We start from the raw sequence: 22700 nt of genomic DNA, 5'->3' as shown, positions 1-22700 counted from the left end.
CGCGCTCAGCCGGGGATCGACAGCACGATGCCGTCCAGGATGTCGTGTTCGCTGACGATCAGCTCGGCGACGCCGGCGCGGGCGCGCAGCTCGCGCGCCAACTCCTCCACGACGATCGCCCCACCCCCGATCACATCGGCCCGGCCCTCGTGCATCGGTCCCAGCGCGGCGCGCTCCGCCCGCTTCATGCCGATCAGCCGCTCGCACACCGCCAGCAGAGCGCTGCCGGGGACACGCGAAAGGTGAATGGCCGCGGAGTCATACGTCGTCATGTTCTGGGCCAGCGCCGACAGCGTCGTCATCGTTCCGGCCAACCCGACCCAGGTCCGCGCGCCCTCGACGGGCACCACGCCGAAAGCGACGTCGAGCCGCTCGCGAACCACCGCACGGGCCGCCGCCACCTCCGCCCGCGTCGGGGGATCCGAGTGCAGGCAGCGCTCGGTCAGCCGGACACACCCGATGTCGGCGGAGTAGCCGGCCACCGCCGCATCCGCCCCGACCACGATCTCGGTGGAGCCGCCGCCGAGGTCGACGACGACGAATGGCGCTGCGGCGCTGTTTAATTCGCCGACGGCGCCGCGGAAGGACAGCTCGGCCTCCTCGGCGCCGGTGATCACCTCGGCGACCGCGCCGGGCAGCACCGCGCCCAGCACCTCGGCCGTCATCGCGAAGAACACGTCCCGATTCGCGACGTCGCGAGCCGCCGAGGTCGCCACCATCCGCACCCGTTCGGCGCCATGCGTTTTCAGCAGCGACGCGTAATCGGCCAGCGCCGCCCGGGTGCGGGCGATCGCGTCCGGCGCGAATTCCCCCGTCGCGTCGACGCCCTGCCCCAACCGCACGATCCGCGTCTCGCGATGCACGTCGCGCAGCCGGCCATCAGCGACATCGGCGATCAACAACCGGATCGAGTTGGTACCGCAGTCGATCGCGGCGAGCCGGCTCACCACTGCCCCGCCACCAACACGCCGGCCAGCGCGGGTTCGACGGCCAGCATCGCCAAAGCCTCGTCGCCGAGCGGATTCACGCCGGGCCCCTTAGCCAGCGAGTGCGCGATCAGCACGTGCAGGCACTTGACCCGATCCGGCATTCCCCCGGCGGAAAACGTGGTGCCCAGCGATTCGATGGCGTCGCGTTCGGCCAGATACGACTCGTGGGCTCGCCGGTATGCCGCCGCCAGTTCGGGATCCCCCCGCAACCGCTCGGTCATCTCGCGCATCAATCCCGTCGTCTCGAGCCTGCTCGCGGCCGCGGTCAGCGCCGGATGCGTCAGGTAGTACAGCGTCGGAAAGGGCGTGCCGTCAGGCAGTTTCGGGGCCGTCTTCACCACGCCCGGTTCGCCGTTGGGACACCGGTAGGCGACCTGAAGGACCCCGCGCGGCTCGCGCCCGAGCTGACGCGCCACCGCATCCAGGTCGGCAGGGTCAACCACCGGGCGTGGGGGGATTGGGCGGGGGCGGCGGAAGCGTCGGCGGCAGGTGCGGAGCGTCGGCGATGGTGTGCCACAGCGAGGTGTACCACGGGTCGTGGCTGGCCGGCTTCGCCGTGTCCGCTCCGGGCTGCGCGGGTACCGCCGCCGTCGGCGGAAGCTGAACCTGGAACGGGATGTCCCCGGGCATCACGAAGCCCAGGCGCTCGCGGGCCTGCGCCGCGATGTAGGCCGGGTCACCGAGTTTCACTTTCTTCTGTTCCAAATCGGCGATCTGGCGGCGCAGCGCGGCCTCGCTCGCGGCCAGCTGATTCATCTCGGTGCGTTGCGCGAAGTAGGTCCGCACCGGGCCGGCGATGGTCAGGGTCAGCACGCAGATCACCGCGGCCAGCACCGCGGCCCGGCGTGCGGTGAATCCCAGCCGCTGATCGGACCGCTGTTCGACGGACTCGGCGACCTGCCGCTTGATGGGCTCGACGACACGTTCCTGCAGCGACCGCGTGGTGTTGCGGCCGGCGTGGTTGGCGCTTTGCGGTGGCGCCGAGGGTTTGACGGGGCGACGGCGCCGAACCGAGTCACCGGCCTTCCCCGGGCGCGAGGCCGGGGAGCGCCGCTTCGGATCGGGCTTGGGCGTCAACCTATTTCAACCTATTTCTGCTCCAGCGCGAACCGCGGGAAAGCCAGATCGCCGGCGTAGCGCGCGGCGTCGCCGAGGGCCTCCTCGATCCGCAACAGCTGATTGTATTTGGCCACGCGCTCGCTGCGGGCGGGCGCGCCGGTCTTGATCTGACCGGAACCGACGGCCACCGCCAGGTCGGCGATCGTGGTGTCCTCCGTCTCGCCGCTGCGGTGGCTCATCATCGTGCGGTACCCGCTGTGGTGGGCCAGCGCGACGGCGTCGAGCGTCTCGGTCAGCGTGCCGATCTGATTCACCTTGACCAGCAACGCGTTTGCGACGCCCTTCTCGACACCTTCTTCCAGCCGCTCGGGATTGGTGACGAAGATGTCGTCGCCGACGATCTGCACGCGGTCGCCGATCGACGCCGTCAGCGCGGCCCAGCCGTCCCAATCATCCTCGGCCAGCGGGTCTTCCAGCGATACCAGCGGATAGGAGCCGAGCAGCCCGGCGTAGAACTCCGCCATCTGCTCGGCGGTGCGGGTCGAGCCCTCGAAGGTGTATCCGGTGCCGTCGGCGTAGAACTCGGTGGCCGCCGCGTCGAGGGCCAGCGCGACGTCGGTGCCGAGTTTGAAACCCGCAGATTCGACGGCCCGGCCGATCAGGTCGAGCGCCGCGGTGGTGCCGGCCACGTCGGGGGCGAACCCGCCCTCGTCGCCCAGGCCGGTGGACAGGCCCTCCTTTTTCAGCACCGACTTGAGCGAGTGGTACACCTCGGCGCCCCACCGCAACGCCTCGGCGAAGCTGGGCGCGCCGATCGGCGCCACCATGAACTCCTGGATGTCGACGGCGGTGTCGGCGTGGGCACCGCCGTTGAGGATGTTCATCATCGGCACGGGCAGGATGTGCGCGTTGGGTCCGCCGATGTAGCGGAACAGCGGCAACTCGGCGGAATCGGCGGCCGCCTTGGCCACCGCGAGTGAGACACCCAGGATCGCGTTGCCGCCCAGCCGGGACTTGTCCGGGGTGCCGTCGAGGTCCACCAGCGCCTGGTCCACGAGCCGCTGGTCGTCGGCGTTGAGCCCGATGACCGCCGGACCGATCTCGTCGAGCACGGCCTGCACCGCCTTCTGCACGCCCTTGCCGCCGTAACGCTCACCGCCGTCACGCAACTCGACCGCCTCATGCTCGCCCGTCGACGCACCGGACGGCACCGCGGCGCGGGCGAACGTCCCGTCCATCAGGGCTATCTCGACCTCGACCGTCGGGTTACCGCGGGAATCAAGGATCTCGCGGGCCCCGACCTGCTCGATAATCGGCACTGGGTTCTCCTTGCGTCGTAAGCGTGGGTCAGCGATACATCCTGCTACAGCGGGTGACCCGCCGCGTAGGCGGTCGCCCAGTCCCGCACCGCCCGCGCGTAGACGCCGGAGTTGTTGTAGGCCCGCAGCGCGGTGATCCACCCGCGTGGGGTCCCGAGGTCCTTGCCGCGCCAACACAGGTAGCCCGCCGCCGCCAGCGCCGCATCGTCGATGTTGTCCGGGCTGACGCGGCCGTCGTTGTGAGCGTCGACCCCGTAGAGCCGCCAGGTCTCCGGAATGAACTGCATCGGCCCCATCGCGCGCACCACGCCGGCCTCGCCGTCGGCTTCCTCGGTGTCGACGATGCGCAGGGTGCCCCCGCTGCCGTCCAGCCGCACACCGCGGATGGGCGGGCTCACATCCCCGTTAGGAGACAGGGTGGCGCCCCGGTACGTGCCGTGGTGGCTTTCGACCTGCCCGATGCCCGCCAGCGTGGTCCACGCGATGTGGCACTTCGGGTTTTCCACCTCGGCGACCCGGGCGGCGTACGCGTAGGCCTCCAGCGCGATCACCGGAATCTCCAATGCCGCCGACCGCTGCTCGGCCCATTGGCGCAATTGATCCGCGGGCCGACCGCTGACGTGCGTGTCCACCGGCGGCACCGGATCCCCGACCGGCGGTGGCACGCCTTCGGGGATGAACAGGCTGAGCTGCCAGGTGCAGCTGGACGCGAGAAGCATGGCGGTCGCGCCGATCACGGCGGCCGCCCGCAACCATCGCCTCGGCGACACCATGCCCTGCTACGCTCCCCTGCTACTCCCCGACACGAACTCCGGCCAGAACCATCGTCCCACGGGATTCGGGGCTACCCGGTCGATTCCGGCTCCGAGCGCGCCGTCACCGCGCCCGATTGCACCTTCTCGGCGGTTAGCTGCCGGCAACTGTGGCTAGCAAACTCCGAACAATGGCCGCGGACCGGATTCGCACCTCATGCGCGACATTACCCGTAAGCGACGAGAAGAGCGGCAAATTACGCGCGCATCGCTGTCCGGTGCCTCGGCCCGACCCCGTAGCGCAACTGTCATTTGCGGCCCCGGCGCTTCTTGGAGCCCCCGCCGGGCGCTTTGGCGCCGGCATCGCCCGGCTGTTCCGCGGGCATCGGCTCCCCGGCCGCGTCTTCGGCGGTCGATTCGCCGGAAGGCCAGTGCGCGCGCCACTCCTCCTCGGCGATTTCGCCCAGCTGGGCCACATCGAGCTCCACGGGAACGTCGTCGCCGCGGCGCGTCGCCGCGATCGCCGTCTCCACGGCGCGGACGGTGTCCACGAACTCCAAAACCGCCGCGCGAAGCGCGCTTTCCGCGTCGACGTCGGCGGATACGGATATAGCGGTCATCTCGACGGGGATGAGGTCGGCGGGCAGCCCCGCCTTCTCGGCGCGCTGAATCACCTTCTGCGCCAAAGCCAGTGCCGGTTGGCCGGTGTGCACGTCGTCCATCACCGAGTTTCGCGCCTTTGCCGCCCTTTCTGAGGCCTTGGCCTCCTCCCACTGCGCCAGCTGCTCTTCAAGCGAAATCGATTGGCCGGCAAGGACTCCGGGTACGCGATTGCCCAGCTTGCGCATCAACGTGGCCGCGACGTCGTCGATGGTGAACGCGGACTGCGGCGCGTCCTCGGCGATGCGGGCGTGGAAGAGGACCTGCAGCAGCACGTCGCCCAGTTCCTCGCGCAGCTGGTCGGCGTCGCCGCTGCGCACGGCGTCCAGCAGCTCGTAGGTCTCCTCGAGCAGGAACCTGCGCAACGAGTCGTGGGTCTGTTCGCTTTCCCACGGCCCCGCGGTGCGCAGCTTGTCCATCAGCGCCACGGCGTCGACCAGTCGCTCGCCGCGCGGCCGGTCGGGCGCCGAGATCAACCGGGCCCCGGCCGCCAGCCGGGCGGCGACTGCGGGGTGGTCCGGATCGGAGGACAACAGCACCGGCGCCGGGGCGTCGGGGTCGCCGGAGTGCACCGGCCGCGCGGCGGGCAGCGACCAGGGCACCGCGACCGGCATCTCCTCGGTGTACTGCACCTCGCCGGCGAGGTGCTCGATGGCCTCGACGGGCACCAGCGACGGGCGGCGGGGGTCGAACAAGACGACGATCATGCGCGCCGCTCCTCCCCGGACATCGGTGCCGGCTGTGACCCCGTTATACCAACCTCTATCTGTGGTTTTCCCTGCAGTGCCGTGACAAGGTCGGCCACCATCTGCAGCAGCTCGACGTCGCGCAGGCGCGGCGCGCCGACCCCGCCGGCCCGCGGAATGGGCACCTGGACCGTGGACGTCGTGGCGCGATAGTGCGCCGCGGGGTACATCCGCTTGAGCCGCACCTGGGCCGAATCCGGCAGCGTGACCGGCGACAGCCGCACGGTCGTCGCCGACGGGGCCGACACCTCGGTGATGCCGGCGGCCCGGCACAGCAGCCGCAACCTGGCCACGGCCAACAGCCGCTCGGCGGGCTCGGGCAGTGCGCCGTAGCGGTCGACGAGCTCTTCAACGACGGCGCCGACGGCAGCGTCGTCACCGGCGGCGGCCAGGCGCCGGTAGGCCTCCAGCCGCAGCCGGTCGCTGGCGATGTAGTCCGGCGGCAGGTGCGCGTCGACCGGCAGGTCGATCCGCACGTCCTTGGGCTCCTCGGGCGTGGTGACCGTCTGGCCGTCGGCGGCGGCGCGATAGGCCTCGACGGCCTCGCCCACCAGCCGCACGTACAGGTCGAAGCCGACCCCGGCGACGTGCCCGGACTGCTCGACGCCCAAGACGTTGCCCGCGCCGCGGATCTCGAGGTCCTTGAGCGCGACCGCCATGCCCGCGCCCAGCTCGTTGTTCTGGGCGATGGTCGCCAGCCGGTCGTAGGCCGTCTCGGTCAGCGGCGCGTGCGGCGGGTAGAGGAAGTAGGCGTAGCCGCGCTCGCGGCTGCGGCCGACCCGGCCGCGCAGCTGGTGCAGCTGGGACAGGCCGAAGGTGTCGGCGCGCTCGACGATCAGGGTGTTGGCGTTGGAGATGTCCAGCCCGGTCTCCACGATCGTGGTGCACACCAGGATGTCGTATTCGCGGTTCCAGAACCCCTGCACGGTGCGCTCCAGGCGCTCCTCGGGCATCTGCCCGTGCGCGACGACCACCCGCGCCTCGGGCACCAGCTCGCGGACCCGGGCCGCGGCCCGGTCGATGGAGCTGACCCGGTTGTGCACGTAGAACGCCTGGCCGTCGCGCAGCAGCTCGCGCCGAAGGGCGGCCGCGACCTGCTTGTCGTCGTGCGGGCCGACGTAGGTCAGCACCGGGTACCGTTCCTCGGGCGGCGTCAGGATGGTCGACATCTCGCGGATCCCCGCCAGGCTCATCTCCAAGGTGCGCGGGATCGGGGTGGCGCTCATGGTCAGCACGTCGACGTGGGTGCGCAGCGACTTGATGTGCTCCTTGTGCTCGACGCCGAACCGCTGCTCCTCGTCGACGACGACCAGGCCCAGATCCTTCCAGCGCACCCCGGTCTGCAGCAGCCGATGGGTGCCGATCACGATGTCGACCGACCCGTCGGCCATGCCGTCGATCACGGCTCGCGACTCCGCGGAGTCGGTGAACCGGGACAGTCCCTTGACGGTGATCGGGAAGTCGGCCATCCGCTCGCTGAACGTCTGCAGGTGCTGGTCGGCCAGCAGCGTGGTGGGCACCAGCACGGCGACCTGCTTGCCGTCCTGGACCGCCTTGAACGCCGCCCGCACCGCGATCTCGGTCTTGCCGTAGCCGACGTCGCCGCAGATCACCCGGTCCATCGGGATCGGCTTTTCCATGTCGGCCTTGACCTCTTGGATCGCGGTGAGCTGGTCGACGGTCTCGGTGAACCCGAACGCGTCCTCCATCTCGGCCTGCCACGGGGTGTCCGGCCCGAACGCGTGCCCGGGGCTGGCCTGCCGTTTGGCGTACAGCGACACCAGCTCGCCGGCGATCTCGCGCACCGCGCGGCGGGCCTTGGTCTTGGTGTTGGCCCAGTCGCTGCCACCGAGCCGGCTCAGCGCCGGCGCCTGACCGCCGACGTAGCGGGACAGCTGGTCCAGCGAGTCCATCGGGACGTAGAGCTTGTCTGTGTTTTTAGCGCCGCCACCCCTGCCTTTTGACGAGGCGTACTCCAGCACCAGGTATTCGCGCCGCGCCCCGCCGACGGTGCGCTCGACCATCTCGACGAATCGGCCGATGCCGTGCTGGTCGTGGACGACGAGGTCGCCCGCCGTCAACGCCAACGGGTCGACGGTGTTGCGCCGCTTGGCCGCCAGCCGCTTGCCCTCGACGGCGGTGACCCGGCTGCCGGTGAGGTCGGCCTCGGTGATGACGACGAGGTTGGCGCCCTCGACGATGACCCCGTCGTGCAGCGGGCCCTTGAGGACACCGACGACGCCAGCCTTCGGTGCCGCGCCGCAGTCCAGCATGCCGGCGGGGGTGTCGGACTCGGCGAGCCGCTCGACCACGCGGTGGGCGGTCCCGGTGCCCGGCGCGACGACGGCGGCGTACCCGCCGGTGCTGACGTGCGCGCGCAGCATCGCGAAGATCCCGTCGATGTCGTGCTGATGCCCGCGGGCCGACGGCGACGGCCGCACATCGAGCTCGGTCGCGGACTCGTCGGAGAGCTGGCTCAGGGTCCACCACGGGTGACCGGACCTGGCGGCGGCGGCGCGCACGTCGTCGAGTTCGGCGAACCCCGACCCGCCGAACTGCGCGACGTCGACGGGCGCATCCGTGCCGAGCGCCGCGACGGACCACGACGCCTCGAGGAACTCGCTGCCCGTCTTGATCAGGTCGGCGGCCCGGGTGCGCACCTTCTCCGGGTCACACAGCAACACGGGCGTGCCGGCGGCCAGCTGGTCGGTGAGCAGGACGTGTTCGCCGGGCCGCAGCACGGGCAGCAGCGCCTCCATGCCGTCGACCGCGATGCCCTCGCCCAGCTTGGCCAGCATGTCGGACACGCTGCCGGTGATGGCGGGCTCGGGTCCGGAGTGCCGGGCGCCCAGCGCGGCGGCCCGCTCGCGCACGTCGTCGGTGAGCAGCAGTTCGCGGCAGGCCACCGCGATCACCGTGTCGACCTCGAGCTCCGGAATGGAGCGCTGGTCGGCGACGGCGAACATCCGCATCTCGCTGACCTCGTCGCCCCAGAACTCGACGCGCACCGGGTGTTCGGCGGTCGGCGGGAAGACGTCGAGGATCCCGCCGCGCACGGCGAACTCACCGCGCCGGCCGACCATGTCCACCCGGGTGTAGGCCAGCTCGACCAGCCGGGCGATGACGTCCTCGAAGGCGATCTCCCGGCCGACGCTCAGGGTGACCGGCTCCACGTCGCCCAGCCGCGGCGTCATCGGTTGCAACAGCGAACGCACCGCCGTGACCACGACTTGCAGCGGCGTGCCCAGCAGCGCGTCGTCGGGATGGGCCAGCCGGCGCAGCACCAGCATGCGGTTGCCGACGGTGTCGACGCCGGGTGAAAGCCGTTCGTGCGGCAGGGTTTCCCAGGACGGGAAGGCCGCCACCGCGCCCCCGAACGCTCCGCGCAGTTCGGCGGTCAGGTCGTCGGCCTCGCGCCCGGTCGCGGTGACCACCAGCAACGGTCCGACCCGCGCCAGCGCGCCGGCGACGAGCACCCGGGCGCTGGCCGGTCCGACCAGGCTCAATTCGGCGGGTCGGGTGCCCGCGGTGTCGATCAATTGCCGGAAGGTCGGCGCGGTCAGCGCCAGATCCACGAGCCCCGCGATCGGGGTTTCTGGGCGGGCAGCCCCCGGTGCGGTCATGATGAATCCATTCTAGGGGCGCCAAACTCCGTCAAGATCGGCCCCGGCGCCGTCAAGGGACCGTAAGAAAAGCGGCTCTCAGCACAGGCGGGACGCACTGTGAAGTCATGACGCTGCTTGACATCGTGCCGTCCCTCGGTCGGGTGGCATCCCGCCGGCTGGATTCCACGATCTGGCCGGTCACCACCCGCGCCGACGAGGCGGGGCGCCTCTGCGTGGGTGGCGTGCCGCTGGTCGATGTCGCCGACGAGTTCGGCACCCCGGCCTACGTGGTCGACGAGGCCGACTTCCGCGGTCGCGCCCGTCGCTACCGCAAGGCGCTGCGCGGTGTCGGGGTGGTGTACGCCGGGAAGTCGCTGCTGACCACCGCGGTGGCGCGGTGGGCGCGTGAGGAGGGCCTCGGCATCGACGTCTGCTCGAGCGGCGAACTGGCCATCGCCCTGGCCGGCGGGGTGGCCCCGACGCGGATTGTCATGCACGGCAACGCGAAATCGCCCGACGAGCTGCGCGACGCGGCGGTCGCGGGCATCGGGCGCATCGTGCTCGATTCGTTCATCGAGATCGCCTACCTCGCGGGCGTGGCGGCCCGCCGCCAGCCGGTGCTGATCCGGGTTACCCCCGATATCGACATTCACGGGCACCGCGCGGTCACCACCGGCATCAGCGACCAGAAATTCGGCTTCAGCCTCGCCGGTGGCCACGCGGCCGACGCGGTGCGCCGGGTGCTGGCGCACCCGATTCTCGACCTGGTGGGATTGCACTGCCATATCGGCTCGCAGGTCGCCGACCCGGCCCTCTACGGCGTGGCGATCCGCCGGATGATCGCCGCCATGGCCGACATCCGGGCCCGCCACGGCGTCATCCTGACCGAACTCAACATCGGCGGCGGCCACGCGATCCCCTATCTCCCCGGCGATCGGGAGCTCGACGTCGACGAGCTGGCCCGCGTCATCGAGGACGCCCTGGACGAGGCGTGCGCCGCAGAGCATTTCCCGCGGCCGACCATCGTCGTGGAACCCGGACGCGCCATCAGCGGCCGGGCGGGTGTGACGCTGTATCGGGTGTGCTCGGTGAAGACGCGGCCCGGCGGCCGCACCTTCGTCGCCGTCGACGGGGGAATGAGCGACAACCCGCGCGTGTCCTTATACGGCGCGCAATACACCGTCACGCTGGCGAACCGGCACCCGACGGGAATCAAGCAGCGCGTCTCGGTGGTCGGCCGGCACTGCGAGGCGGGCGACGAGATCGCCCGCGACATCGAGCTGCCCGCCGACCTTCGCCCCGGTGACGTGTTGGCCGTCGCCTGCACCGGCGCCTATCACCACAGCATGGCGTCGAACTACAACATGGTCGGGCGGCCGGCCGTGGTGGCGGTGAAGGACGGCCGGGCCCGCGCCCTGATCCGCCGCGAAACGATCGCCGATATGTTGTCGCGCGACTGCGGTTAGCTACTCGTCCTGCAGCCGGGGGTCGGCCTCCAGGTGGGTCAGGCCGTTCCACATCAGGTTGACCAGGTGCGCGGCGACCACTTCCTTCTTGGGCTCACGCGTGTCGAGCCACCACTGCGCCGTCATCGACACCGAGCCCACCAGCGCCTGCGCGTAGAGCGGCGCCAGGTCCGGATCCAGGCCCCGGCGGGCGAAGTCGCCGGCCAGGATGGAGCTGACCTGGCTCACCGCGTCGTTGAGCAGGCTGGAGTAGGTGCCCGAGCTGATCGCCGCCGGCGAGTCGCGAATCATGATCCGGAACCCGTCGGTGCGCTCCTCGACATAGGTGAGCAGGGCCAGCGCGACGCGCTCGACCCGCACCCGGGACCGGTTGTTGGTCAGCGACGACGTGATGCCGTCCAGCAACGCCGACATCTCCCGGTCGACGACGACGGCGTACAGGCCCTCCTTGCCGCCGAAGTGTTCGTACACGACGGGTTTGGACACGTTGGCCCGCAGCGCGATCTCTTCGATCGAGGTGCCCTCGTAGCCACGCTCGGCGAACAGCGAGCGGGCGATGCCGATGAGCTGCTGGCGCCGCTCGCTTCCGGTCATCCGGGCGCGCGGGGCCCGGGCTTCTTTGTCGGGCTCCTTTTGCGTGGAGGCGTCGAGAACGGCCACGTCAATCAGCGTATCGGTTCGGCGCACCGGAACCGCCCCGTCTAGAGTCTCATGGTGGCGCCTGCGCCCTGTGAGTGAGCAATCCGTCGTGGTGTAATCGGCAGCACATCAGATTTTGGTTCTGAGAGTTCAGGTTCGAGTCCTGGCGACGGAGCCCCAAGAAGGCCAGGTTCTTTGCCTCGAGCGTGCCTGAAATGCCACGCTTGACGGCGTGTCGGCGTACGAACACGCGCACTCGCGCCGACGGTTGAGGAGAGTTGCATGTCGCTTCGTGGTGATACCGCGGTCCTGGTTCTCGCGGCCGGACCCGGCACCCGAATGCGGTCGGACACCCCGAAGGTGCTGCACACGATCGCCGGCCGCAGCATGCTGTCGCATTCGCTGCACGCCGTCGCCAAGGTGGCCCCCCGGCATCTGGTGGTGGTCCTCGGACACGAGCACCAACGCATCGAGCCGCTCGTCACCGGGCTGGCCGACCACCTGGGACGCACGATCGACGTGGCGCTGCAGGACCGGCCGCTGGGCACCGGCCACGCGGTGCTGTGCGGCCTGTCCGCCCTGCCCGACGATTACGCCGGAGTCGTGGTCGTCACCTCGGGCGACACGCCGCTGCTCGACGCCGACACGCTGGCCGGCCTGATCGCCACCCACGGCGCGGGCGCGGCCGCCGCGACGGTGCTCACCACGACGCTGAGCGATCCGTCCGGCTACGGCCGCATCCTGCGCACCCAGGACGACGAGGTCACGGCGATCGTCGAGCACGCCGACGCGACGCCCTCGCAACGCGAGATCCACGAGGTCAACGCGGGCGTCTACGCCTTCGACATCGAGCCGCTGCGCTCGGCGCTGAGCCGGCTGAGCGCCAACAACGCCCAGCAGGAGCTCTACCTGACCGACGTCGTAGCCATCCTCCGCGGCGACGGCCGGATCGTGCACGCCCTGCACGTCGCCGACAGCGCGCTGGTGGCCGGCGTCAACAACCGGGTGCAGCTGGCCGAGTTGGGCGCCGAGCTGAACCGTCGCATCGTCGCCGCCCACCAGCTGTCCGGCGTGACCATCGTCGATCCGGCCACCACCTGGATCGATGTCGACGTCACGATCGGCCGCGACACCGTGATCCATCCCGGCACCCAGCTGCTCGGGCGCACGCGTGTCGGGGGCCGCTGCGTCGTCGGCCCCGACACCACGCTGACCGACGTCACCGTCGGCGACGGCGCGTCGGTGGTGCGCACGCACGGCACGTCCTCGTCGATCGGGGACGGCGCCGCCGTCGGCCCGTATACCTACCTGCGGCCAGGGACGGCGCTGGGCTCCGACGGCAAGCTCGGCGCGTTCGTCGAGGCCAAGAACTCCAACATCGGGACGGGCACCAAGGTGCCGCACCTGACCTACGTCGGCGACGCCGACATCGGCGAGCACAGCAACATCGGCGCGTCCAGCGTGTTCGTCAACTACGACGGCGAAACCAAGCGGCGCACCACGATCGGCTCACACGTGCGCACCGGGTCGGACACCATGTTCGTCGCGCCGGTGACCGTCGGCGACGGGGCCTACACGGGCGCCGGCACCGTCGTGCGCGAGGACGTCCCGCCCGGGGCGCTGGCGGTGTCGGCGGGGCCGCAACGCAACATCGAGGGCTGGGTGCAGCGCAAGCGGCCGGGCAGCGCGGCGGCCCAAGCGGCGGAGAAAGCGGCCGCCGAGGCCGCCGAGGCCGCCGAGGAAGATTCCGAGAATTCAGAGCCCGAATAGACACCGTGAGTTTGGTCCCTGGCAACCCGGCCACAGTTCCGTACGATTCGCTACGTACGATGGGGCTTCCATTTCGATCCCGAGGCAGGGCAGTGCGTTGAGCCACGACTGGACCGATAATCGAAAAAATCTGATGCTTTTTTCCGGCCGCGCGCATCCCGAGCTGGCCGAACAGGTCGCCAAGGAACTCGACGTCCACGTCACCGCCCAGACGGCCCGGGAATTCGCCAACGGCGAGATCTTCGTTCGGTTCCACGAATCGGTGCGCGGCTGCGACGCCTTTGTCCTGCAATCCAATCCCGCGCCGGTCAACAACTGGCTGATGGAACAGCTGATCATGATCGACGCGCTCAAGCGGGGCAGTGCGAAGAGGATCACGGCGGTCATGCCGTTCTACCCCTACGCGCGCCAGGACAAGAAGCACCGCGGCCGCGAGCCCATCTCGGCGCGGCTGGTCGCCGACCTGCTGAAGACCGCCGGCGCCGACCGGATCGTGACGGTCGACCTACACACCGACCAGATCCAGGGTTTCTTCGACGGGCCCGTCGACCACATGCGCGGTCAGAACCTGCTGACCGGCTACATCAAGGACAACTACCCCGACGGCAACATGGTGGTGGTCTCCCCCGACTCCGGCCGGGTGCGCATCGCCGAGAAATGGGCCGACGCGCTGGGCGGGGTTCCGCTGGCCTTCATCCACAAGACCCGCGACCCGCGGGTGCCCAACCAGGTGGTCTCCAACCGCGTCGTCGGCGAAGTCGAAGGCCGCACCTGCGTCCTGATCGACGACATGATCGACACCGGCGGCACCATCGCCGGCGCGGTCAACCTGTTGCGCGAAGACGGCGCCAGCGACGTGGTGATCGCGGCCACCCACGGCGTGCTCTCCGACCCGGCCGCCGAGCGGCTGGCGGCGTGCGGCGCGCGTGAGGTCATCGTCACCAACACGCTCCCGATCGGCGAGGAGAAGCGTTTCCCGCAGCTCACCGTCTTGTCCATTGCGCCGCTGCTGGCCAGCACCATCCGCGCCGTGTTCGAAAACGGCTCCGTGACAGGGCTTTTCGACGGGGACGCGTAGATGGGTTCGCGCGACACCGTCATCTACCACAACCCCAAATGCAGCACCTCACGCAAGACGCTGGATTTGTTGCGGGACAACGGCGTTGAGCCGACCGTCGTCCAGTACCTGAAGACACCGCCGTCGCGGGCCGACCTCCTTCGCATGATCCGCGACGCCGGCATCGACGTACGCACCGCCGTGCGCAAGCGCGAACCGCTCTACGCCGAGCTCGGTCTCGCCGATGCGACCGACGATCAACTGCTCGACGCGATGGCCGAGCATCCGATCCTGATCGAGCGGCCGTTTGTCGTCACACCGAAGGGCACCCGGCTGGCGCGGCCGATCGACGCGGTGCGCGAGATTCTGTGAAGGCGCTGCCCGGCGCCCTGGCGGTGGCGGCTGTGCTGCTGTGCGCCTGTTCACCACCGAAAGCGCCTGACTACCAGTCGGTTTGGACCACGAGTTCGACCGCCGGCACTACCACCACGACGACGGGCAAGCCCGTTCCGCTGTCGCAGTACCTGCAGAACATCGGCGTCAACGGCCAACAGGTCGCGCCGGGCTCGCTGCCGGATCTGACCGTGTCGATACCGACACCACCGGGCTGGTCGCCGTTTACCAGCCCGAACATCGCCAAGGAGACGGTGATCATCTCCAAGGGCGGCAAGTATCCGACAGCCCGGCTGGTGGTCTTCAAATTGACGGGAGGGGATTTCGACCCGGCCCAGGTGATCAAGCACGGCAACGACGACGCCCAGCTGTTCGAGGACTTCAAGCAGCTGGACGCCTCGACTGCGAACTACAACGGCTTTCCCTCGTCGATGATCCAGGGCAGCTACGACCTCGACGGCACGCGGCTGCACAGCTGGAACCGGATCGTCCTGCCCACCGGATCGCCGCCCGCGAACCAGCGCTACCTGGTCCAGCTGACCATCACCGGCCGCGCCGACCAGGCGGCCGCGCAGGCGCCCGACATCGAGTCGATCATCCACGGATTCGTCGTCGCGGCAAAGTGATTCGCGCGCGGCGGGCTAGCGCAGTCACCTTCGTCACAGAAGTCACTGGGCGGAGGGCACTATGTCTTTTGTCCGCCTTCGAGCGACAACTGGACGAGCTGAACACGCGAGGTCAAGCCGAGCTTGGCGTAGACGTGGGTGAGGTGGCTCTGCACCGTGCGCGGGGAGACAAACAGCCGTGCGCCGATCTCCTTGTTGCCCAGCCCTTCCCGCACCAGAGCCACCACATCGTTTTCCATGGGAGTCAGCGATCCCCAGCCGCTGGGGGGACGCTTGCGTTCGCCGCGGCCGCGCTGGGCGTAGGCGATCGCCTCCTCGGTGGACAGTGCGGCACCTTCGGCCCGGATAGCGTCGAAGTCTTTCTGCCCCAACGAGTCCCGAACGGCATTGACCGCGGAATCGTAGCCGGCTTGATACATCGGCCGGCGGGCCTGCCCCAGGCGCTCCCGGATCGCCGCCGCGGCACCGAACAGGCGCGCCGCATACGGGTGGTTGCCGCTGCCGGCAGCCAGGCGGGCGAGGCATTCCAGGGTATCGGCCACCCGAAGGTAGGCGCCGGTGCGGAGGACCAAGGCGAGGGCGTCGTGGGCGTCGCGCTCGGCCTGTTCGGGATTGCCCTGCGCGATGGCGATATAAGCGCGCAGCGTCAGTGCCTTCAGCCGATACCAGCCCGATGCAGCGGCGACGCCGTCGTCGGCCCAACGGCGCGCCGGCGCCAGATCACCACACGCGAGTGCGACCTCGGCCATCGGGGTGACGAGTGCGGTGAAGGACTCGCGCTGGGGATTGGTGTGCTTCCACGCGTTCTGGACCGCCCGCGCTGCGGCAACAGCGTCGCCGTCGGTCAGAGCGGCTTCCGCGAAAACGGCGTAAACCGTGTCTTCCAGCAATCCGCCGATCGCCTCCGCGGCGTCCAGGGCCGATTGGGCCGCCTCATAGGCCGCGGCCGCATCACCCCGAAACGCATTGATTATGCCGACACAGACATGACCGTAAACCTTCATCGTGAGGTCGCCGGCCGCCTCGGCCTCGTCGGCCAGCGCAGTGCTGACTTCCATGCCGCCCGCCATATCTCCGCGCATCCCCAACCCCATCGACAACCAAGCTCGGCAGTGCCGCGAGAAGAATCGATCACCTAAAGCGTCAGCAAGGTCGCGTCCCCGTTCGGCGGCGGCACACGCCGCGACGGGCTCACCGGCGACGGACGCCGCGGCCGCCTCGTAGCCGAAGATCTGGCACTGGCTCCATCTATCGGAGTTGGCCCGGGCCAGGTCATTTGCCTCGCCGAAGTAGGCTCGCGCGGCCTCGGCGTCTTGGTATGCGTGTCGGCCGCATGCGATGAGCGCCCGAGTGACGAGCGCGGGGTCGTCGAGTCGACGGGCCATCGCCAGCGCCTGCCGTGCCTGATCCAAGTCCGTCGGTACGCCCGCCCACGCCGCGAGAATCGCTCGCTGGGTCACCATGCCAACCCAGACTTCGGGCGACACCTGTGTCTGGCTCTCGTCAGCCAAAAGGGCGTCCAGACCAATCAGCGCCTCTTTGACACGGCCGGCTCGCAACCATAACGGGCGCAGCGATTCGACGAGCTGCAGGGCCGTCGCGAACTCCGAATGTTCGCGGCTCCACGCGAATGCGGCCCTCAGATTGTCGATTTCGGTTTGCGCCCACTCCAGCAGCTCGTCGTCGTGGCTGTGGCCGCGCGCTTCCAGGTCGGCGGCCGTGGCCGAGTAGTGGTCGCGGTGGCGGGTGCGCACCTCGTCAGCCTCGCCGGACTCGCCGAGCTTTTCCTGAGCGTACTGGCGCACGGTCTCCAGCAACCCGTATCTCATCCCGGTGCCGGTGCCAGGCTCAAAGGCCACCACCAGCGACTTGTCGACCAGCAGGCCCAGTTGGTCGAGCAACTGATAGCTTTCGGCCGCAGTGCCGGCGGCGACGGGCTGGGCGGCCTCCAGGTCAAATCCGCCGGCGAAAACCGCCAACCGGCGGAACAGGATTCGCTCCGGCTCGGTGAGCAGCGCGTGCGACCAATCCACCGACGCCCGCAGCGTCTGCTGCCGCCGCACGGCCGTGCGTGCGCCGCCGGTGAGCAGCCGGAACCGGTCGTGCAGGCTGTCCACGATCTGGCGCAACGACAGCGCCCGGACCCGTGCCGCGGCGAGCTCGAGTGCCAACGGCATGCCATCGAGCCGTCGGCAGATCTCTTCGACCAGCGCTCTGTTCGACTCGGTCACAACGAATTCCGGGCGGACACGTCGGGCGCGGTCGGTGAACAACTCGATCGCCTCGTCCTCGAGTGACAGCGACGGCACCCGCCAGCTCAACTCACCCGGCACGCCGAGTGGTTCGCGGCTGGTGGTCAGGATCGTGAGGTGCGGTGAGGCCGCAAGCAATTCGACAACCAGGCTCCCGCACGCGTCGAGCAGATGCTCGCAATTGTCCAGGAGCAGCAATACCGCCTTGTCGCCGAAGAACCGCTTGAGCAGGTCCATCGTCGAGCGGCCCGGCTGATCCGGCAGACCCAGCGTGCGCGCCACGGTCACCGGCGCCATCCCCGGGATGGTGACCGGTGCCAGATCGACGTACCACACTCCGTCGGCGAACTCGTCCGCGAGCCGCGAGGCGACTTCGACGGCGAGTCGAGTTTTGCCGGCACCTCCCGCGCCGGTCAGCGTGAGGAGCCGGTTTGCAGTGACGGCATCTCGCAGTTCGGCCATTTGAGCCCGGCGCCCGACGAAGCTGGTCAACTGGGCCGGCAAGTTGTGCGACACGACTGCCCGGCGGACGCGAAGTGGCGGGAAGTCGTTGCGCAGATCGGGGTGGCACAGCTGCACGACGCGCTCCGGCCGGGGCAGATCCCGCAACGCGTGGCTGCCCAGATCGGCCAGCCACACCCCGTCGGGCAAGCGATCCAGGATCATCGGTTCGGTCGCCCCCGACAGTACCGTCTGACCGCCATGCGCCAGATCACGCAGCCGCGCCGTGCGGTTGATCGTCGGGCCCGCGTAGTTAGCGTCGTCGCGCAGTTGGATCTCGCCGGTGTGGATTCCGATGCGCAGCCGGATCGGGGCCAGCGGCGCCCGTTGCAACGCCAGCGCGCAGGCCACCGCATCGGAGGCGCGTGCGAACGCGGCGACGAAGCTGTCGCCCTCGCCCTGCTCGACGGGGCGGACCCCGTCGTGAGCGGCGACGGCCTCGTCGACCGTCCGGTTCAGCTGGGTCAGCGCGGCCGCCATCTGCTCCGGCTCGGTCTCCCACAACCGCGTCGAGCCCTCGACGTCGCCCAGCAGCAACGTCACCGTGCCCGTCGGCAGCAACTCGCCCACGCCCAAATCGCTCCAGGTCAGCTGCGGCATCTCCGCATGTTGGCTCATGGTAGCCAGCATCGGCGCCGACATGCGGCAAAACATCGGCCATAACGCGCAGATCCCCTCCGGCGGGGCGCGCGTGGTCTGCGCGGTCCACCGCGCGCGGATTTATGCGCTGCGGCGGATGGTCTTGCCCGCAGGGCGCCAGATGGTCGGTTGATGACCACAATCGATGCAAGCGAAGCCCGAACCCGGGGATCACCCGCCGAATGCCCAACGCGCGCCTGGCCGGCCCCGGCCCGTGGCCGGGGATGACGTCATCACCTGGCCCACCACCGTGCCGCTGCGATTTGACGTCACTACTGTTGGCAGGCATGACCGACTGGACCGCCGCGGATTTGCCGTCTTTCGCCGGGCGCACCGTGATCATCACCGGCGCCAACAGCGGGCTGGGCGCGGTGACGGCCCGCGAGCTGGCGGCCAGGGGCGCCAAGGTCGTCATGGCCATCCGCAACACGGGCAAGGGCGACGCCGCCGCGCGGCAGATGAGCGGGGACATCGAGGTGCGCCGGCTCGACCTGCAGGACCTGTCGTCGGTGCGCGAGTTCGCCGACGGGGTGGACTCCGACGTCGACGTGCTGATCAACAATGCCGGCATCATGGCCGCGCCGTACGCGCTGACCGCCGACGGCTTCGAGAGCCAGATCGGCACCAACCATCTCGGTCACTTCGCGCTGACCAACCTGCTGCTGCCCAGGCTCACCGACCGCGTCGTCACGGTGTCGTCGATGGCGCACTGGCCGGGTCGCATCGACTTCGACGACCTGAACTGGAAGAACCGGCGCTACTCCCCCTGGCTGGCCTACAGCCAGTCGAAGCTGGCCAACCTGCTGTTCACCAGCGAGTTGCAGCGGCGACTCGATGCGGCGGGGTCGCCGTTGCGGGCGCTGGCCGCCCACCCCGGCTACTCGCACACCAACCTGCAGGGCGCCTCGGGCCGCAGGTTGGGCGACGCGCTGATGTCGGCCGCCACCCGGGTGGTGGCCACCGACGCCGACTACGGCGCCCGGCAGACCCTGTACGCGGCCTCGCAGGACCTGCCGGGTGACACGTTCGTCGGACCCCGCTTCGGCTACCTCGGCCGGACCCAACCGGTCGCGCGCAGCCGTCGGGCGCGAGACGCCGCCACCGCGACCAAGCTGTGGGAGCTGTCCGAGCAGCTCACGGGCACCAAATTTCCGTTGTAGCCGAGTTCAATTTCCGCTCTGCCGTACCGATGCGCTACCCTGGCCGGGCGTCACGGCGAGGGTGCTAGCACACCGTTATCGACGGAGACCGACTCTTGAGTCGCGACCTGGCCGTGCCCCGAACGAGAAGCACACAGGAGCGACACGATGGCCAAGTCAGCAGTCAACCAACTCGCGGTGACGGTGCGTACCGAGACCGGCAAGGGCGCGTCGCGCCGGGCCCGGCGCGACGGCAAGATTCCCGCCGTCCTGTACGGTCACGGCGCCGAGCCCCAGCACCTGGAACTGCCCGGCCACGACTACGCGGCGGTGCTGCGGCACTCGGGCACCAACGCGGTGCTGACGCTCGACATCGCCGGCAAGGAACAGCTGGCGCTGACCAAGGCGCTCGACATCCACCCGATCCGCCGCACCATTCAGCACGCCGACCTGGTGGTCGTGCGCCGCGGTGAGAAGGTCCACGTGGAGGTCAACGTCGTCGTCGAGGGCGAGGCCGGTCCCGACACCCTGGTCACCCAGGAGACCAACACCATCGAGATCGAGGCCGAGGCCATGTCGATTCCCGAGCAGCTGACCGTGTCCGTCGAAGACGCGCCTCCGGGCACCCAGTTCACCGCCGGGCAGATCACGCTGCCGAAGGGCGTCAGCCTGGTGTCCGACCCCGACCTGTTGGTGGTCAACGTGGTGAACGCGCCGACGGCCGCGGACCTCGCGGAAGAGGGTGCCGGCGAGGCCGCCGAGGGCGAAGCAGCGGCCCCCGCGGCCGAAGAGGGCGGCGAGGCCGAGGCCTCCGGCGACGAGTCCGAGTAGGCGGTTCGCGACGTGGCCGAACCGCTTCTGGTGGTCGGCCTGGGCAATCCCGGAGACAACTACGCCCGCACCCGGCACAACCTCGGGTTCATGGTCGCCGACCTGCTCGCGGCGCGGCTGGGCGCGAAGTTCAAGCCGCACAAGAAATCCGGCGCGGAGGTTGTCAGCGGCCGGCTGGCCGGGCGCGCGGTGTTGCTGGCGAAGCCGCGGTGTTTCATGAACGAGTCCGGCCGCCAGGTGGGGCCGCTGGCGAAGTTCTACTCGGTTGCCCCGGCTGACATCATCGTCATCCACGACGACCTTGACCTGGAGTTCGGCAACATCCGGCTCAAGATCGGCGGCGGTGAAGGCGGCCACAACGGGCTGCGTTCGGTGGCGGCGGCGTTGGGCAGCAAGGACTTTCAGCGTGTGCGCATCGGGATAGGCCGGCCGCCCGGTCGCAAGGACCCGGCGGCCTTCGTGCTGGAGAACTTCACCGCCGCCGAGCGCGCCGAGGTCCCGACGATCTGCGAACAGGCCGCCGACGCCACCGAGTTGCTCATCGAACTGGGCCTGGAGCCGGCGCAGAACCGCGTCCACGCCTGGTAGGCGACCGCCGGTTTCTGCGCGGTCACCGCGAGATGTCCTCCAGCGCCTGGTGGGCCGCGTTGTAGCCGGGGGTGAACGTGATCCCCGGGCCCCCATGGCATCCCGCGCCACCCAGGTACAGCCCGTCGATGCCGATGGGCATGTCGAGGAAGCCCTTGGGCCCGGGCCGGTTGGGCCCCATCAGGTCCGGATGCAGGAGGCCGTGGCAGAAGTCGCCGGAGGGCGCGGCGAACATCGTCTGCATGTGATAGGGCGCGAACGTGATGTGCCGGATCTGGATGTCGCGGAAGTTGGGTGCGTAGCGGGTGATCTTGTCGATGACCTTCTCCGCCATCACGTTCTTGAGTTGACCGTGCAGGTCGCGGCTCGTTTCCACCGGGAACGCGTAGGCGAACGCGCTCGCCGCGTGCTTGCCCGGGGGCGCCATGCCGGGATCGTGGACGGACGGTATCTGCATGCCCATCGACGGGTTGTCGGGGATGATCCCCCTCCTGCACTCCTCCCATTGGCGCTGCTGTTCTTCCGGCGAGCCGAAGATGCCGATGGACGACTGCATCCCGGGTTCGTTGAGAAAGTCGTAGGGCGGGGCGAATTCCGGCAAGCCGTCGAGCGCGAAGTGGATTTGAACGAACGACGCCCGGTGGTCGCGCCCGCTGAGCCGGGTGACCAGGTCGGCGGGCAGATGCTCGGCGCCGACCAGGTCGATCAGGGTCAAGTCGGGCGACAGGTTCGACACGACGATGGGCGCGCTGATCTGGGAGCCGTCCTTCAGTCGCACGCCGGTCACGGAAAAGTCGTCGACGAGTATCTTCTCGACCTTGGCGCGATACCTGATCTCGCCCCCGTGTGCGACGAACAGGTCGTGCAGGTGCTGGCCCAGTGCGCCGATCCCGCCCTCGAGCTTCGTCATCATGGCCGCGCCCTCGTTCGGGACGGCGAGCGCGAACGCCAAACATGTTGCGCTGCCGGGGGTGTAGGGCCCGCGGTACGTGGAGTTGATGGCGAGGAAGGCGAGCATCCCGCGCAGCACCGCATGCTTGTCCTTGTCGGGCAGGAAGCGGTCGATGGCGTCCATCGCCGTCCCGAACAGCACCTCGTGGATGGCCCTGCGCTCGAATTCGTTTGCGGCGCAGGCGTACATCTCGTCGATCGTCTTGGGCGGCGTGCGCACCTCGAAGCGGCCCAGCGCTTTCGCCGGCCCCTGGCTCCAGCCGATCATCTCGGCCATGCCCGTGACGGCGTCGGTCCCGAGTTTCTCGGCGAGGTGGGTCATCAGCTTCATCGGATCGCGGTAAAAGATCATGGGTTCTTCGCCGTTGTCGCCGAGATTGACCGACTGGACTTCGGCGTCGACGGTGGGCAGCGTGTCCAGCCCGAGCTCTTTGGTGATCGCGGGGGCGGTGGGGAATTGCACCGAGCCGGCTATCTCGTAACGGAATCCGTCGATCAACTCGACCGTGGCCGCCATTCCGCCGCTGTAGGTGTTGGCCTCCAGGCACAGCGTGCGCATGCCGGCGCGCTGCAGAACCGCCGCCGCGGTCAACCCGTTGTGGCCGGCCCCGACCACGATCGCGTCATAATCCGTCATCGCTGATGCTCCTTCTACGAGGCACCCGTCACCGGCGGTCCTCAATATATGTCAGTACTGACTCAATTGAAAAGGCGTCGG

At 69.5% G+C, this 22700-nt stretch carries 19 protein-coding genes and 1 tRNA gene; 10 read left to right on the top strand and 10 right to left on the bottom strand.

Features of this window, described 5'->3' with window-relative positions:
• Window positions 1-5 precede the first annotated feature (5 nt).
• The 7 genes from A5705_RS24700 to mfd form a co-directional block, all read right to left on the bottom strand.
• A complete protein-coding gene (locus tag A5705_RS24700; RefSeq protein WP_156763220.1) occupies window positions 6-950 on the bottom strand; it encodes a Ppx/GppA phosphatase family protein in 945 nt (314 codons plus the stop codon).
• Complete coding sequence (locus A5705_RS24695) at window positions 944-1432, bottom strand: DUF501 domain-containing protein (protein WP_068280567.1); 489 nt, start codon at window positions 1430-1432, stop codon at window positions 944-946. Before A5705_RS24695 ends, A5705_RS24700 begins: the two co-directional genes overlap by 7 nt.
• Complete coding sequence (locus tag A5705_RS24690) at window positions 1425-2066, bottom strand: septum formation initiator family protein (protein ID WP_067877467.1); 642 nt, start codon at window positions 2064-2066, stop codon at window positions 1425-1427. Before A5705_RS24690 ends, A5705_RS24695 begins: the two co-directional genes overlap by 8 nt.
• A gap of 11 nt (window positions 2067-2077) precedes the next feature.
• The gene (gene eno, locus A5705_RS24685) at window positions 2078-3367 is read right to left on the bottom strand and encodes a phosphopyruvate hydratase (RefSeq protein WP_067877469.1); all 1290 of its coding nucleotides are present in this window, start codon (window positions 3365-3367) and stop codon (window positions 2078-2080) included.
• Window positions 3368-3411: 44 nt separating this feature from the next.
• The gene (locus tag A5705_RS24680) at window positions 3412-4137 is read right to left on the bottom strand and encodes a lytic transglycosylase domain-containing protein (RefSeq protein WP_156738336.1); all 726 of its coding nucleotides are present in this window, start codon (window positions 4135-4137) and stop codon (window positions 3412-3414) included.
• A 290-nt stretch (window positions 4138-4427) separates the two neighbouring features.
• On the bottom strand, window positions 4428-5486 hold the full coding sequence (locus A5705_RS24675; protein WP_067877475.1) for a nucleoside triphosphate pyrophosphohydrolase: 1059 nt from the start codon (window positions 5484-5486) through the stop codon (window positions 4428-4430).
• Window positions 5483-9148 (bottom strand): transcription-repair coupling factor, encoded by a 3666-nt coding sequence (gene mfd / locus A5705_RS24670; RefSeq protein WP_068280564.1) that lies wholly within the window; start codon window positions 9146-9148, stop codon window positions 5483-5485. The genes A5705_RS24675 and mfd overlap by 4 nt, the downstream gene beginning before the upstream one ends.
• A gap of 107 nt (window positions 9149-9255) precedes the next feature.
• Here mfd and lysA point away from each other — a divergent pair, with 107 nt between their 5' ends.
• Entirely contained in the window at window positions 9256-10596 is a 1341-nt protein-coding gene (gene lysA / locus A5705_RS24665; protein ID WP_068280561.1) for a diaminopimelate decarboxylase, read from the top strand.
• On the opposite strand, the gene A5705_RS24660 is transcribed toward lysA, so the two are convergent.
• A complete protein-coding gene (locus tag A5705_RS24660; RefSeq protein ID WP_003877537.1) occupies window positions 10597-11190 on the bottom strand; it encodes a TetR/AcrR family transcriptional regulator in 594 nt (197 codons plus the stop codon). It lies immediately after the preceding gene.
• Between the two features lie 148 nt (window positions 11191-11338).
• On the opposite strand from A5705_RS24660, the gene A5705_RS24655 reads away from it, so the two are divergent.
• The 5 genes from A5705_RS24655 to A5705_RS24635 all read left to right on the top strand — a co-directional run bounded on the left by A5705_RS24655 (window position 11339) and on the right by A5705_RS24635 (window position 15081).
• Window positions 11339-11410: transfer RNA gene (locus A5705_RS24655), tRNA-Gln, on the top strand.
• 107 nt (window positions 11411-11517) lie between these two features.
• The gene (gene glmU / locus A5705_RS24650) at window positions 11518-13005 is read left to right on the top strand and encodes a bifunctional UDP-N-acetylglucosamine diphosphorylase/glucosamine-1-phosphate N-acetyltransferase GlmU (RefSeq protein ID WP_068280558.1); all 1488 of its coding nucleotides are present in this window, start codon (window positions 11518-11520) and stop codon (window positions 13003-13005) included.
• Between the two features lie 97 nt (window positions 13006-13102).
• Window positions 13103-14083: a ribose-phosphate diphosphokinase gene (locus A5705_RS24645; protein WP_067877489.1), complete on the top strand. Its 981-nt coding sequence runs from the start codon at window positions 13103-13105 to the stop codon at window positions 14081-14083.
• Entirely contained in the window at window positions 14084-14434 is a 351-nt protein-coding gene (arsC, locus tag A5705_RS24640) for an arsenate reductase (glutaredoxin) (RefSeq protein ID WP_068280555.1), read from the top strand.
• Entirely contained in the window at window positions 14431-15081 is a 651-nt protein-coding gene (locus A5705_RS24635; protein WP_067877495.1) for an LpqN/LpqT family lipoprotein, read from the top strand. Before arsC ends, A5705_RS24635 begins: the two co-directional genes overlap by 4 nt.
• 59 nt (window positions 15082-15140) lie before the next feature.
• Here the strand turns inward: A5705_RS24635 and A5705_RS24630 are convergent, their stop codons facing one another.
• Window positions 15141-18464 carry a LuxR family transcriptional regulator gene (locus A5705_RS24630; RefSeq protein ID WP_068280599.1) on the bottom strand — a complete coding sequence of 1108 codons (3324 nt, stop codon included), beginning with the start codon at window positions 18462-18464 and terminating at the stop codon, window positions 15141-15143.
• Between A5705_RS24630 and A5705_RS27980 the strand changes: the two genes are divergently transcribed.
• From A5705_RS27980 to pth, 4 genes are all read left to right on the top strand, one after another.
• On the top strand, window positions 18451-18606 hold the full coding sequence (locus A5705_RS27980; RefSeq protein ID WP_156763218.1) for a hypothetical protein: 156 nt from the start codon (window positions 18451-18453) through the stop codon (window positions 18604-18606). The two genes, A5705_RS24630 and A5705_RS27980, sit on opposite strands and share 14 nt — an antisense overlap.
• A 154-nt stretch (window positions 18607-18760) precedes the next feature.
• On the top strand, window positions 18761-19633 hold the full coding sequence (locus A5705_RS24625) for an oxidoreductase (protein ID WP_068280552.1): 873 nt from the start codon (window positions 18761-18763) through the stop codon (window positions 19631-19633).
• 147 nt (window positions 19634-19780) lie between these two features.
• On the top strand, window positions 19781-20443 hold the full coding sequence (locus A5705_RS24620) for a 50S ribosomal protein L25/general stress protein Ctc (RefSeq protein WP_067877501.1): 663 nt from the start codon (window positions 19781-19783) through the stop codon (window positions 20441-20443).
• A gap of 12 nt (window positions 20444-20455) precedes the next feature.
• A complete protein-coding gene (gene pth, locus A5705_RS24615; protein WP_067877504.1) occupies window positions 20456-21031 on the top strand; it encodes an aminoacyl-tRNA hydrolase in 576 nt (191 codons plus the stop codon).
• Window positions 21032-21053: 22 nt separating this feature from the next.
• On the opposite strand, the gene A5705_RS24610 is transcribed toward pth, so the two are convergent.
• Complete coding sequence (locus tag A5705_RS24610) at window positions 21054-22619, bottom strand: NAD(P)/FAD-dependent oxidoreductase (RefSeq protein WP_067877506.1); 1566 nt, start codon at window positions 22617-22619, stop codon at window positions 21054-21056.
• Window positions 22620-22700: the final 81 nt, after the last annotated feature.

This window comes from Mycobacterium sp. E787 (assembly GCF_001668725.1).
Lineage (GTDB): Bacteria > Actinomycetota > Actinomycetes > Mycobacteriales > Mycobacteriaceae > Mycobacterium.
Note: the sequence above shows the minus strand (reverse complement) of the source record. Positions and strands in the feature narration are given on the sequence as shown.

What these genes read in the sequence shown, in the direction of transcription:
- A5705_RS24660 (WP_003877537.1), bottom strand. Translation starts at nt 11,190, where the DNA reads ATGACCGGAAGCGAGCGGCGCCAGCAGCTCATCGGCATCGCCCGCTCG.
- A5705_RS24675 (WP_067877475.1), bottom strand. Translation starts at nt 5,486, where the DNA reads ATGATCGTCGTCTTGTTCGACCCCCGCCGCCCGTCGCTGGTGCCCGTC.
- A5705_RS24625 (WP_068280552.1), top strand. Translation starts at nt 18,761, where the DNA reads ATGACCGACTGGACCGCCGCGGATTTGCCGTCTTTCGCCGGGCGCACC.
- A5705_RS27980 (WP_156763218.1), top strand. Translation starts at nt 18,451, where the DNA reads ATGGTAGCCAGCATCGGCGCCGACATGCGGCAAAACATCGGCCATAAC.
- A5705_RS24630 (WP_068280599.1), bottom strand. Translation starts at nt 18,464, where the DNA reads ATGCTGGCTACCATGAGCCAACATGCGGAGATGCCGCAGCTGACCTGG.
- glmU (WP_068280558.1), top strand. Translation starts at nt 11,518, where the DNA reads ATGTCGCTTCGTGGTGATACCGCGGTCCTGGTTCTCGCGGCCGGACCC.
- lysA (WP_068280561.1), top strand. Translation starts at nt 9,256, where the DNA reads ATGACGCTGCTTGACATCGTGCCGTCCCTCGGTCGGGTGGCATCCCGC.
- A5705_RS24610 (WP_067877506.1), bottom strand. Translation starts at nt 22,619, where the DNA reads ATGACGGATTATGACGCGATCGTGGTCGGGGCCGGCCACAACGGGTTG.
- A5705_RS24620 (WP_067877501.1), top strand. Translation starts at nt 19,781, where the DNA reads ATGGCCAAGTCAGCAGTCAACCAACTCGCGGTGACGGTGCGTACCGAG.
- arsC (WP_068280555.1), top strand. Translation starts at nt 14,084, where the DNA reads ATGGGTTCGCGCGACACCGTCATCTACCACAACCCCAAATGCAGCACC.
- mfd (WP_068280564.1), bottom strand. Translation starts at nt 9,148, where the DNA reads ATGACCGCACCGGGGGCTGCCCGCCCAGAAACCCCGATCGCGGGGCTC.